The following is a 12,297-nucleotide window of genomic DNA, read 5'->3' as shown; positions in this document are numbered from 1 at the left end:
CAGCCCGACTCACGACTCGCTCTGCAGGGATTCCTTGATGTCGGTGTGGAACTGCCAGTTGCCCTCGGTCCAGCGTATTCCCTGGATCGAGCGGCTGATCTTCCATCCGTCCGCGGTCTTGGCGAACCCCAGATCGTAGGTGCCGATCAGGGCTTCGAAGGGGCTTCCGTTCGCGTTCCGGTAGAAGTGCTTCGCGTGGACCAGCACGTGGCAGGTTGCCGTGTCGGCGTTGATGATGATGCTCTGAGGGATGAGCATGTGCTCGTCGCCGTCGAGCTGGCTGTGGAACTTGTCGGCCATCTCGCACCAGCGGTCGGCGGAGATGTGCATACGGCCCATGCCGATGGTCGGGCTGTGATCGACTTCGATCTCGTCGGTGTAGCAGCTCCGGAGCCGCTTGAAATCGCGCATGTCGACGCATTCACCGTAGCGCTGCGTGACATCGATGATCTGGGCCCGGTCCAGGAGGTAGGTGACCTTCTCCTCCAGGCTGGCCGTCTCCAGGTGCATCATCTGCCCGTGAGCCGACGCGTGATTCTTCATGATCGTCCTCTCGTTCCGGTCTGTTTCTGGGTGTGGAGTGGTGGGTTCTGGGCTGCTGCGGCGTTTCGTCGGGAGTAGCTGGCGTGGTGGGGACGGCCGCGGCCTACCGCTCGTGGGCGGCGTGGTGATCGCGCAGGGCCCAGCAGATGAACACGGCTCCGGTCAGGGCCAGAGCACTGATCACGATGAAGACCAGGTGCAGGGCGGAAAAAGGGACGAGGCCAGCAGGACGGCAACGACGATCGCGCGTACACCGGTCTGCCGGGGCCCCGCCGCGACCGCGCCCCTCGTCACCGTGCGGGCCGGATCACTGACCGCATGCTGGATGGGGCGCCGCTCGTCGTGCGGCTGGTGGTGCTGTTCATGTGAACCAGCGTGCGCGCGCACCAGCACCGCATCCAGGCCGCATACAACGGGCGGACCAGCGAACCTGGGTACTCGCGGACCCACCCACATCCGGCATTGGAGGGGCGTAGGCCGGGCATTATGGGCACATGAGCAAGATCCAGCCCAGCCGGACCGGGACGGAGCTCGGGGAGTTCCTTCAAGCCCGCCGTGCCGCCGTCTCCCCTTCCTCCGCAGGACTCCCCGACACCGGCCGCCGTCGCGTCCCGGGACTTCGCCGCGAAGAGGTCGCCGCGCTGGTCGGCCTCTCCACCGACTACTACGTCCGGCTGGAGCAGGGCCGCGGCGGACGACCGTCCGAGTCGGTCCTGGATGCTCTCGCGAACGTGCTGCGCCTCGACGACGCCCAGCGCGCCCACCTCTACCACGTAGCGCACCCGCCACGCCGCCGCGCCTCGGCACCCCGCGTTCCAAAGGAACAGATGAGCCAGGCCACCCACACCCTCCTGGACACTCTCACCGTGCCGGCCATGGTCATGACCAACACCACGCAGGTGATCGGCTGGAACCGTCTCGCCTGCGCCGTGTTCACCGACTTCGACGACCTGCCCGAAAAGGAACGCAACACCGCCTGGCTGATCTTCCGCGACGAGGAAGTCGCCGCCCGCCACCGTGACTGGGAGTCCGCAGCACGCAACACAGTCGGCATACTGCGCATGACCGCAGGAGCCAACCCGGATCACCCGCCGCTCTCCGCACTCGTCGGAGAGCTGTCCATGTACAGCGAAACCTTCCGCCGCCTGTGGGCCGAGCACCACGTCCACGAAAAGGCCACCGGCATGCAACTGCTACGCCACCCCGAGGTCGGAGACCTGGACCTCAGCTACCTCACCTGGACCACACCGGCCTCACCCCACCAGATGCTCGTCACCTACACAGCCGAACCCGGCTCCCCCTCCGCCCGCGCCCTTCACCTGCTGGGCGCCATGGCCGCCACCGAACACGCACCCACCCGACACCGCTCGGCAGACAACCCCACGCGCAACGCCTGACCCCGCCCCAGCGCGCTCGCTTCATCCTGGTGCGCATGTCGCACTACATCAGGGATGCCGCCTTCGCCAAAGGCGCTTCCACTGTGCACACCGGGACCGCACCACGGGCCATGGCCATCTCCCCAACCTCGCCATCGGCAGGCTGAAAGACCCTCACTCAACCTTAGACATGGAGCTCTTTCCAACCTCACCCTGATGCGTGCTGGAGGACGAGGACGGCCTTCAGCAGATTGGTGATGCGGTTGGTGCTGCAGCGGAGTTTCCGCAGGAGTCGCCAGCCCTTGAGGGTGGCCATGGCCTGCTCACCGACACAGCGGATCTTGGCGTGAGTGGTGTGGTGGCGACGCTTCCATCGTTTGAGTCGGCGGCCTCGGAACGGGACGCGGACGGGTCCGTCGGCGCCTTGATACGCCTTATCGGCCCAGCAGTTGGGTCCCGCGTCGGCGAGGGCGTCGATGATCCCGTGCTGCCGGGCGGCGGTGAGGTCGTGGGCCGAGCCGGGCAACGCCGGTGAGGCGCAGAGCAGACGGGCGAACGGATCGGTGAGTACCTGGACGTTCATGCCGTGACGTTTGTGTTTCCCGGAGTAGTACGGGGTGTCGGCGGCGATGCGGTCAATGGGCAGCGGGGTGCCGTCGAGGATGACGAACGTCTTCGCCCGGATGGTCTTCATCGCCTCGGTCAGGGTCGGGGCGAGGGTGGACAGGACCTCGACGGCTTCCCGTATGTAGCGGTAGACGGTGGCGATCCCGATGCCGAACTCGGCGGCGAGCTGGGCGTAGGTGTCACCGCACCGCAGATGAGCCAGAGCGAGCAGGGCCTGACGTGCGGCGGACAGGCGTCGCCACCGCGTCCCGATCTCCTGCCGCCGCACGGTCAGTTGCCCCGTCAGGAACCGCAGAGTGCGGCTGGACAGATCAATCGAGGACGGATGGACAAGCACGCGAAGCTCCTGGCGGACACGGGTGATCTTGGTCGAGAACCCGTCTACCAGGAGCTTCGTCCTTGCACAGGACAGTCCAACTCGGGGTCAGCACCGTCAGCTTGAAAGGGGCTCAGTGGGTGCGCTCGACCAGTAGATCGTCATTGTGCTGGCCGAGTGTGGGAGCAGGTCGCCGGAAGGTGTCGAGGCCGGCGCTGAAGGTGACGGGGAAGCGGGCCTGAGGGCAAGAGCCGTGCGCCGGCGAGGTGTTGAACAGGTGCCGCGCTGTGGCGTGGGGATCGGTCAGGAGGTCCCCGGGCGTGGACAGAACGGGGGCCCAGGGGGCGTTGAGGTCCGTGAGGCGCGTTTCCCACCAGGCGTAGTCGCGGGCTTGGAACACGCCGGTCAGGAGGTTGCCGACGGCCTGGCGGGCCGCGGTGCGGTCGGGTCGCTGGTCGTAGGTGGATACTTTCAGGGCAGGGAAGTCGCCGGCCAGCGCGGTGCGGAAGCTGAGCCAGAACTTGTCCTCGAACGTGGCGAGCGACAGGCGGTGTCCGTCCGCGGTGGTGAAGATGTCGTTGTCGCCCTGGACCAGGCCGGCTTCCAACGGGTCCGGGATGTCGCGCAGTGGCAGCGCGAACAGGGAGCACCAGGCGGTGATGGATTCGCTGAGGGCGACATCGATGTGCTGTCCCGCACCGCCGGCGCTGAGGGCCACGGCAAGTGCCAGGGCCGCGTGCATGGCTCCGGCCATGTCACCCACGCGGACGCCGGGGCGGGTGACGTGTCCGTCGAGGCGCCCCACGACGGCGAAGAACCCGGATAAGCCGAGGAAGTTGAGCTCATGCCCGGGTCTATGGACATATGGCCCAGTCTGTCCGTATCCGCTAAGCGAGCACAGGATCAGGCGCGGGTTGGCTTCGTGGAGCGTGGAGTACCCGAGGCCCAGGGAGTCGAGGAAGCCGGGGCGGAAGCTGTCCACGACGGCGTCGGCGGTGCGCGCGAGTTCGAGGAACGCCGCACGGTCGTCGCGGGAGCGCAGGTCGAGGGTGACGGAGCGCTTGTTGCGGTTGAGCGCGTCGAACAGGTCGGGGGCGGCGCGCAGCGGATCGCCGCCGTCGGGAGACTCGACCTTGATGACGTCGGCGCCCAGGTCGGCCAGCAGCGAGGTGGCGTACGGGCCGGGCAGGAGGCGTGAGAGGTCGAGGATGCGTTTACCGGTCAGGGATGACCAGGTGGGTGCTGCGGAAGGGGGCATGGGGCCTCCTGGAGTACGTCTGTCGTGCGGCCGGGGCTGGCGGGTGGTGGGGTCAGTTCATGAAGGCGAGGCCGTGGGCGATGCCATTGCGCTGGATCTCGGAGGTGCCGGTCAGGACGCGGAACATGCGGATCTTGCGGAACAAGAACTCGATCTCGTTACCCTGGGTGAGTCCTTCCTTGCCGTGGATCTGGACGGCCTGGTCGAGGATGCGGAAGGCGGACTCGGCGACGAACAGCTTGCACATGAACGCCTCGGTGCGGACCTCCTCCCCCCGGTCGAGGGCGGCTAGCGCGGCGTACGTCATGGAGCGGGCCGCGTAGAGTTCGGTGGCCATGTCGGCGACCTTGTGCTGGATGGACTGCAACTGCAGCAGGAGCTGGCCTCCGGCGACCTTGCGCGTACGGGTGCGCTCCAGGGTGAGGTCGAGGGCACGGCGGGTGGCGCCGATGACGGTGGGGCAGTGCAGGAGCCGGTTGGTGGTGACGCGGCCGAGCGCGATCCGCATGCCCTTGCCCTCCTCGCCGAGCAGGTTCTCGGCGGGGACGTGGCAGTCGTCGAGGATGATGTCGCTCTCGATGTGCTCGCCCGACATGGGCGTGGCCCCGTCCGTCACCTGGCAGCCGGGGCTGTCGAGGTCGACGAGGAACGCGGAGAACGACGGCTTCTCGCCATCCTGTTCGCCGGTTCCTGCCATCCGGGCCACGACGATGGCGAAGTCGGCGAACGGGCCCGCGGAGCTGAAGACCTTGTGGCCGGTCAGGCGGTAGCCATCGCCGTCGCGGGCGGCGGTGGTGCGCATGGAGCGCACGTCGGAGCCTGCGTCGGTCTCGGTGAGCGAGAAGCAGCAGGCGCGTTCGCCGCGGACCAGCGGGAGCAGGTACTTGTCCAGTTGGTACTCGGTGGCGTGGCGCAGGATGTCGCCCGCGCGCAGCGGGCCACCCATGTCGCCCAGGACGCTGTGGCCGAGGACGCGTCCGCTGGCGCCGATTTCTTCCTTCAGGGCGGCCAGCGCCGTGTAGGAGAGGTCCTTGCCGCCGTACTGCACGGGCAAGTGGATGCCGTAGAAGCCCAGTTCGCGGCTGCGCTCCCAGACCGGTTCGAGGTCGGCGCGGGTGAGGCGGGTCTCGTGGGTGATGCCGCGTTCGCGTTCGTAGTCGGCCAGTTCACCTTCGAGGTAGGTGCGGAGCCGGTCGACGAGGCCGGACAGCTGCGGGTCGTCGTAGGAAGGACGCAGGGAGAAAGTCATCGTGTTTCCTTGAGGGAGGAGAGGGGGCGGGTCAGTTGACGCGGCGGTCTGCGCCGGCCCAGAACGGTTCGCGCACGGCCTTGCGGTCGAGCTTGCCGTTGCGGTTGTGCGGCAGTTCGGCGACGAGGTCGACGCTCCTCGGCTTCTTGAGGCGGTCGAGGCGCTGTGCGCAGAACGCGATGATGTCGTCGGCGCGAAGTTCGTGTCCGGGGCGGGGCACGATGACGGCCTTGACCGCTTCGCCCCAGGTCTCGTCGGGCACGCCGACGACGCAGACCTCTTGGACGCCGGGGTGCTCGTACAGGGCGGCCTCGACCTCGGTGCAGTAGATGTTGAACCCACCGGAGATGATCATGTCCTTCTTGCGGTCGACGAGGAACAGGTAGCCGTCCTCCCGCATCCAGGCGAGGTCGCCGGTGTGCACCCAGCCGTCGCGGAACGTCTGCGCCGACAGCTCCGGCTCCTGCCAGTACGCGCGTACGCAGTCGGGCCCGCGGACGATGAGCTCCCCGACCTCGCGGGGCGGCAGGGACCGGCCCGCCTTGTCGACGATGCGGATCTCGGTGTCGTACGTCGCCCGTCCGCAGGACTGCAGGAGCTCGGCGTCGTGGGCGACCGCGTGCGCGATCTCCTCGCTGCTGAGGCCCGCCACCACGCTGGTGGTCTCACCTAGACCGTAGCCCTGCGCGACGACGGGGCCGAAGAACTCCACGGCGTCCTTGAGGCGTTGGGGCGAGATGGGCGCGCCGCCGACCCGGACGCTGGCCAGGCTGAACAGGTCGCGGCGGGCCGCGTCCGGGTGGCCGAGGACCATGTTGACCATGGCGGGGACGAGGAAGGTGGCGGTGATCCGCTCCTTCTCCACCGTGTCCACGAACGCTTCGGCGCTCCAGGTCGGCAGTACGTGGGTGGTCGCCCCGGCGAACATGTTGGCCAGCAGCGTCATGCCCGTAGCGTGCGTGATGGGACCGCAGGCAAGGTAACGGGTGCCGGGGCGGGGCCGGGACTCGTCGCTCATCAGGAGCTTGCGCATGTTGGCCAGCCGGTTGCCGAAGGTCTGCACGGCCGCCTTGAGCGCTCCGGTGGAGCCGGAGGTGAAGTTCAGGACGCAGGCGTCGTCCTCGTCGACCTCGACGGGCGCCGCCTCAGGTGTGCCCTGCGCGAGCAGGCCCCGGTAGCCGATGACGCCGGGGGCCAGAGGAGCATCGTCCTCGTCAAGCTGGACGGCGAGGCATCCGGTGCCTGCCGCCTCGATCGCGGCGAGTGCGTCCTCGCGGTGCGCGGCGTCGAACACGAGGACGCGCACCGGGGCGTATCCCAGGATGTGCTCGATCTCCCCGCGCCCCAGCCGGGCGTTGATCGGCGCGCGAACCAACCCGGCTTTGTACAGGGCGAATTCGATCTCGACCAGTTCCCCGCGGTTCCAGGCGAGCGAGGCGACCGCGTCCCCCGGGCGCAGTCCGCGGGCGATCAGTGTGGCGGCGAGCCGGTCGGTCGCTCGGTCGAGCTCCGCGTACGTCCAGGACCGGGTGCCGCAGACCAGGGCGGTGGCGTCGGGCCAGTAGCGGGCGCTGCGGGTGAGGTAGGTGCCGAGGTTCATCAACGATCTCCAGCCGTGCGGTCTGATCAGTTGTTGCATACAGAATGATCGATTACATACAGACTGTTTTGTAACTCGCGCACTGTCAAGAGCCGTCTAGACTGTGCACGGACAACTCGAGGGCGAAGGAGGGCCGCATGGCCGAGGACAGGCGCACCCGACGAACCCGCCGGGCGCTGGGCGGCGCGCTGGTGGAGCTGGTGCTGGAACGCGGCTTCAGCGCACTCACCGTCGAGGACATCACTGAGCGGGCCGATGTGGCCCGCGCCACGTTCTACGCGCACTTCAAGGGCAAGGACGATCTGTTCGCCCGCGTGACCACCGACGTGCTCGAACATCTCGGTCAGCGCCTGGAACCGGTGGTCTCCGGCAGTGCCGTCGGATTCACCGGCAAGCCCCTGTTGGAGATGCTGCGCCATGTCCGCGACGAACGGGACGCCTACCGTGTCGTCCTGCGCGGCGAGGGCGACGGCAAGCCGCTGCAGATGTTCGTGGACTCCCTGGCCGCCGCGACGGCGCAGGAGTTCAAGTCCCGCGCCGAACGCAACGGCGTCGAGCCGCGCATCGATGCCGACCTCCTGGCCCGCGTCTGGGTGGGCGAACAGATCGCGGTGCTGCGCTGGTGGGCCGAGCAGGACACCGCGCCGATGCCCGCCGAGGAGGCCGTCCGCATGCTGCTCGACCTCGCGATGCACGGCCGTTACTGGGCCAGCGGTTACACCAGCCCGCCCGGGGACTGACTCCGTGCGGCCCGCCGTCGGGCGCAGCCGAACCGGTGCCATCGCTTGCCCGGGCCCTATGCGGCCGACTTCAGCCGGGCCGCATCCCGGGCCGGATTGATGCAGCAGGCCGCCACCACCCCGCAGCCGATCATGACCGCCGCCGCCAGGGCGAACGACTGCGCGTAGCCCGCACCTTGCGATGAGGCGGTATCGAGAAGTCGTCCGGTGATGGAAGGGGCCAGCAGGCCGGGGAGTGTCCCCGTGGCGGCGACGATGCCGAACAGGGCTCCCCGCTGAGAGGCCGGGGCCACCGCTGCGGCCGTCATGTAGTGGAGCGGGAAGGCGATCGAATGCGCGCCGAACGCGACGGCGATCAGGACCAGCTGGACCGAAGTGGCTCCGGAAACCGGAATCAGCGCCATCGCCGTTCCCGCGCAGACCACCGCCACTCCCTGCGGCACACCGCTCGACCAGCGCAGGGAGGCCCCCCGCCGGGTCAGCCGGTCCACCGCGGGGGACAGTGCGAGCAGCAGCACAAAACTGAAGGCCGACACGGCGCTGATGACCGAGGCCGCCGCCCCCGGACTCATGGACAGCTGCGTCCCGAGATAGGACGGCAGCCACGCATGACTCACCGCCATCGCCCACGACGCCCCAAACGCGCTGGCCACACTTCCGACGACCGTGCCGCACAGCAGCAACCGCCGATAGGGCACGCGCGCCTGCCCGTCCGGCCCGGCCTGCGACTCGGCCGCCGGCTTGTCGTCGTACGGGCCGTCGTGCCCGAGGAACCACCACACGCTGCTCCATACCAGGCTGACCACGGCCAGCACGGCGAACGCCGACCGCCAGCCGAACTGGGTGATGAGCCAGGTCACCACGGGGGCGGCCACCAGGGTGCCCAGCGCGGCGCCGCTGATCTGCAGGGCCGAGGGCAGGCCTCGGCGCCCCACCGGGAACCACTTGTACAGGGCGTGCATCGACATGGGCGTGGCCGGGCCCTCAGCGGCACCGAGCAGCAGCCGACCGGCCACCAAGGTCGGCACGGTCGCCACGATCAGAACCGGCAGCTGGGCGAGACCCCACACCAGGCACATCGCAAACAGCAGGACACGGCTGGACAGCCGCGAGGAGAAGAAGCCGACCACAAGCCCGGACAAGCTGAACAGGACCGAGTAGGAACTGGAGATCAGCCCGTAGGTGCTGTGGCTGATGTCCAGCTCGTCCATGATCGGGCCGGCCGCCAGGCCGAGCACCGACTTGTCCGCGAAGTTGACCACCATGAACGTGACGATCAACGCGGTGACGAGCCAGGCGCGGTGCCGGTCGAACGCCGGTACTCCGAGATCGCCGGACGCTTCGGGAGCCAGCTGCGGCGATGGTTGTGAGGACATGGAACAGACTCCTGCGACTCAGAGAAAAAGGCAGGGCGGAATGCTCGGCTGCGGGAGTGCCGGTGCCGGTGGCAGGGCTCCCGTTCTTGCGGCAGCAGGACGCAGCAGCACGAAGCATCTGAACTGAACGTCTAGTAACGGGTCAAGTGTCCGGCAACGTAACTCGCTGCACACTTCCGGTCAATGGTTCTGCTGGGATATGAGATCCAGACCCGCCCATCCTCGGCGGACCAGTCGCGCCACCCGGGGCCCTCGGGAAGCAATTGAACGGTGTGTATGGTTGCGGTCGTTCTGTCACTCACCGCTGAGGAGCGCAGATGTCTGACACGCCGCTCATGAATCTTCACTGGTCCCGCGGCTATACCGATCCGGCGTGGGTGCGCAGGTACACCACCTCGGAACGCGAACTGCTACCCAGCCGGCGCGTATGGCGCGGGCCAGGCCCGGCCCGCAGTGTGCCGGCCGACATCGCGGACGTCGGCCGGATCACCTTCACCACACCCGGCGGACGCGCCGTGCCGCTCCGCGAACTTCTCGAAGCCGCTCAGACCGACGCCCTTCTGGTGCTCCATCGAGGGGACCTCGTCTACGAGACCTATCCGCACGGCTTGCAGCCCCACGATCCGCACTTCAATGCCTCGGCGGCGAAGTCCTACATGGGCCTGATGGCGGCCGCACTCATCTACGAGGGGGCCCTCGACCGTGAGGCGACAGCTTCCAAGTACGTCCCCGAACTCGCCGGAACCGCCTTTGGGGACAGCACGGTTGACCACCTGTTGCACATGGGCACACAGGTCTCCTACGGGGGGCGCCCCTTCGACAAACCGGTCGAAGCGCAGCGCTACTTCGCGGTGATCGCGCCCTCGCTGCGCCCCTACGGCTACAGCGGCCCCGGCAGCATCCGCGAACACCTGGCCACCGCACGCGCCACCGCGGCGCCCGGCACCGAGTTCCGCTACGAGAACGGCAACGTCGAAACGCTCGCCGAGATCCTCCGCCGCGTCACCGGCGCCACCACCTCGGGCCTGCTCAGTGACATGGTCTGGTCCCGCATCGGCGCCGACGAGGACGCGTATTACGTCCTCGACAGCGAAGGCGCGGAAGCGGCCTGCGGCGGATTCAGCGCCACTGCCCGCGATGTCGCCCGGCTCGGCGAGATGATCCGCTGTGGCGGCGCCGTCGGGGAACAGCAGATCGTACCGAGCGCCGTGATCGCCGACATCACCAACGCCCCCGAGGGCTACGCCCGGCACGTCCGCTTCCCCGCCGCGCCGCCGACCGCTCCCGCCAACCTGTCGTACCACGACCTGTGGTGGATCCTGAACGACGGCCACGGCTCGTTCATGGCCAGCGGCATCCATGGCCAACGCCTATTCATCTCACCGGAGTTGGAGACGGTCATCGTCCACTACGGCTCTCAGGTCATGTCCCCGGCCGTACCCGCTGCCCCGCTCGTCCCCGCATTCCAGCAGATCGCCACGCATCTCCAGCGCACCCGCTGAACGGCAGTCACGCGCGCATCTACGTCGGCCGTCGTTCAGGGCTCGCACATCAAAAGGTCTGACCGGCGCTGCGCGGGGACGCGTTCGCCGATCGGGCCGTTGAGGTGGCGCAGGAGCCGCTCGGGAATGCGCATGTCGCCCGTGCCTATGTGACGGGCGTGGATCTGGAGGCCGTCCCACAGGGCCGTCAGCCGTGCCGCCTCGGTCTCCGGATCGGGCACGGGCTCGAACAACCCCCGCGCACGCAGGGAGCGGATCTCGGCGGCGAGAGTGTCGAGGATGCGGGTGTAGCGGGTGGCGAAGAAAGCAAGTGGCAATACCTCAACACCGAAAAGGGCGCATGGATGTACGGCGAGACCGAAGGGAACGACACGACGGCCGGAAACGCCAACGAGTACAGCGTGACCCCGCACAAGGGCAACTTCATCCTGGTCAGCCAGGACAGCACCGAAGCATTCAGTGGAAAAATCAGGATGCTGAAGGCCGGCCCGCCCTGCGTATGAGGTGAGAGGCGGGTGCGTGGCGCCACGCCAGAGGTAGAGTCACGCACTCACGGTGGCCGAGCACCGCGCAGGCGCGAGGATGCTTGTGAGGGGTGGCGCCACTACGGCGCCTCTCCTGCGGTGCTATAGCACGCCGCGCGACGATGCTGCCATGACGATCAATGACGCCTGGCACGGCATCGAGGAGTGGCTGCGGAGTCAGGCTCCCGCAACATACGCATCACTTCCCGAGCCAGCCAGTTACGATGATCTGGATGCCCTCGAGCGACAGTTGGGCATGCCTTGCCCGGACAGGCTTCGCGAGTCGCTTCTGCGGCACGATGGGTCAGGAGAGCTTATCCTGCCCATTTTCTACCGATTCGCCACCGCTCGGCAGATTGCGCACGAACACCGACAGATGATGGCAGCCAATGAGCGCCGCACACAGCAGCAGAGAGAACAGCACCAGGAACGCCCACATCAATTCCCCGACCCCTTGCCGAGTGAACATCTGGTCTGGAACCCGAAGTGGATTCCTGTCTGTTATGACGAGAGCGGCAACCTCTTGTTCATCAGTCAGGGCGAGGATGAGCCCCTGGGCAGGATCGGCATGTTCGACCTCGACTCCGGCGGATACTTCGAGGACAACCCGGCATTCCTGACGCTGACTCATCTCCTGCAAGCAACCGACAACGCTCTGCATGCCGCCCGCTTTGATATGTGGGGCCAGTGGTGCCCCTACACAGACGATGACGGCTTCCTGGAGTGGCGGGAAGCAGACGAGACCTAAGAATCCTCCTCGGCAGTGCGGAGTTGCGAAGCACAAAAGCACCGAGGAGGCCCTCTCGTCGCAGCGCCGTTACGACCGGGTGGCCCTTGCTGCCTACTCTGCAAGCGTTCTCCGCACCCACAGGACCCAGCTTGCCGGTAGCGGATACCTCATTGCAAAAGGGTGAGAAATCAGACGCTCTGCGTGACGATGTGGCGCCGAAAAGGGCAGTGCCAGCCGAGTGCGAAAGACAGACGTCAGGACGGCTCCAGCAGCTCTGCGCTGATCCGGTCCCAGCTCGGTCGGGGGCCGTCGACTGGGCGTACGGCTGTGAGCAGGCGGCCGTCGAGGAGCGTATCGAGCCGATCGCCCGTCAGGGTGGCCAGCCGCTCGCGTTGCGCGGCGGTTCACCTCTACCCGCTCGCCCAGAACTCCGATCAGTACCTCGTGCCGCGCCTC

General features: G+C 67.7%; 12 protein-coding genes. 5 read left to right on the top strand and 7 right to left on the bottom strand.

What is annotated here, in order from left to right:
• Positions 1–9 precede the first annotated feature (9 nt).
• Positions 10–543, bottom strand: a complete 534-nt coding sequence (locus tag ACFVXC_RS23220; protein ID WP_389907981.1) for a nuclear transport factor 2 family protein — start codon at positions 541–543, stop codon at positions 10–12.
• Positions 544–1,037: 494 nt separating this feature from the next.
• Here ACFVXC_RS23220 and ACFVXC_RS23215 point away from each other — a divergent pair, with 494 nt between their 5' ends.
• Entirely contained in the window at positions 1,038–1,940 is a 903-nt protein-coding gene (locus tag ACFVXC_RS23215; RefSeq protein ID WP_389907979.1) for a helix-turn-helix transcriptional regulator, read from the top strand.
• Between the two features lie 187 nt (positions 1,941–2,127).
• Here ACFVXC_RS23215 and ACFVXC_RS23210 read toward each other — a convergent pair whose 3' ends face one another.
• The 4 genes from ACFVXC_RS23210 to ACFVXC_RS23195 form a co-directional block, all read right to left on the bottom strand.
• On the bottom strand, positions 2,128–2,883 hold the full coding sequence (locus ACFVXC_RS23210; protein ID WP_389907977.1) for a transposase family protein: 756 nt from the start codon (positions 2,881–2,883) through the stop codon (positions 2,128–2,130).
• A 112-nt stretch (positions 2,884–2,995) separates the two neighbouring features.
• Positions 2,996–4,120, bottom strand: coding sequence for a CaiB/BaiF CoA transferase family protein (locus ACFVXC_RS23205; RefSeq protein WP_389907975.1), 1,125 nt, complete (start codon positions 4,118–4,120; stop codon positions 2,996–2,998).
• Positions 4,121–4,172: 52 nt separating this feature from the next.
• Positions 4,173–5,369 carry an acyl-CoA dehydrogenase family protein gene (locus ACFVXC_RS23200; protein WP_389907973.1) on the bottom strand — a complete coding sequence of 399 codons (1,197 nt, stop codon included), beginning with the start codon at positions 5,367–5,369 and terminating at the stop codon, positions 4,173–4,175.
• A 31-nt stretch (positions 5,370–5,400) separates the two neighbouring features.
• Positions 5,401–6,969, bottom strand: a complete 1,569-nt coding sequence (locus ACFVXC_RS23195; RefSeq protein ID WP_389907971.1) for an AMP-binding protein — start codon at positions 6,967–6,969, stop codon at positions 5,401–5,403.
• A 137-nt stretch (positions 6,970–7,106) separates the two neighbouring features.
• Between ACFVXC_RS23195 and ACFVXC_RS23190 the strand changes: the two genes are divergently transcribed.
• Positions 7,107–7,709, top strand: coding sequence for a TetR/AcrR family transcriptional regulator (locus ACFVXC_RS23190; RefSeq protein WP_389907969.1), 603 nt, complete (start codon positions 7,107–7,109; stop codon positions 7,707–7,709).
• A 56-nt stretch (positions 7,710–7,765) separates the two neighbouring features.
• Here ACFVXC_RS23190 and ACFVXC_RS23185 read toward each other — a convergent pair whose 3' ends face one another.
• Complete coding sequence (locus tag ACFVXC_RS23185; RefSeq protein WP_389907967.1) at positions 7,766–9,085, bottom strand: MFS transporter; 1,320 nt, start codon at positions 9,083–9,085, stop codon at positions 7,766–7,768.
• Positions 9,086–9,402: 317 nt separating this feature from the next.
• On the opposite strand from ACFVXC_RS23185, the gene ACFVXC_RS23180 reads away from it, so the two are divergent.
• Complete coding sequence (locus tag ACFVXC_RS23180; protein WP_389907965.1) at positions 9,403–10,587, top strand: serine hydrolase domain-containing protein; 1,185 nt, start codon at positions 9,403–9,405, stop codon at positions 10,585–10,587.
• A 35-nt stretch (positions 10,588–10,622) separates the two neighbouring features.
• Here ACFVXC_RS23180 and ACFVXC_RS23175 read toward each other — a convergent pair whose 3' ends face one another.
• Positions 10,623–10,904: a TetR family transcriptional regulator C-terminal domain-containing protein gene (locus ACFVXC_RS23175; RefSeq protein WP_389907963.1), complete on the bottom strand. Its 282-nt coding sequence runs from the start codon at positions 10,902–10,904 to the stop codon at positions 10,623–10,625.
• A 27-nt stretch (positions 10,905–10,931) separates the two neighbouring features.
• Here ACFVXC_RS23175 and ACFVXC_RS23170 point away from each other — a divergent pair, with 27 nt between their 5' ends.
• Positions 10,932–11,090: a hypothetical protein gene (locus tag ACFVXC_RS23170; RefSeq protein ID WP_389907961.1), complete on the top strand. Its 159-nt coding sequence runs from the start codon at positions 10,932–10,934 to the stop codon at positions 11,088–11,090.
• A 151-nt stretch (positions 11,091–11,241) separates the two neighbouring features.
• A complete protein-coding gene (locus ACFVXC_RS23165) occupies positions 11,242–11,859 on the top strand; it encodes an SMI1/KNR4 family protein (protein WP_389907959.1) in 618 nt (205 codons plus the stop codon).
• The last annotated feature ends 438 nt before the right edge of the window (positions 11,860–12,297 follow it).

It is taken from the genome of Streptomyces sp. NPDC058257 (assembly GCF_042881845.1).
Classification (GTDB): domain Bacteria; phylum Actinomycetota; class Actinomycetes; order Streptomycetales; family Streptomycetaceae; genus Streptomyces.
The sequence above is the reverse complement of the archived record's forward strand: the minus strand, read 5'-3'. Positions and strand labels throughout refer to the sequence as shown.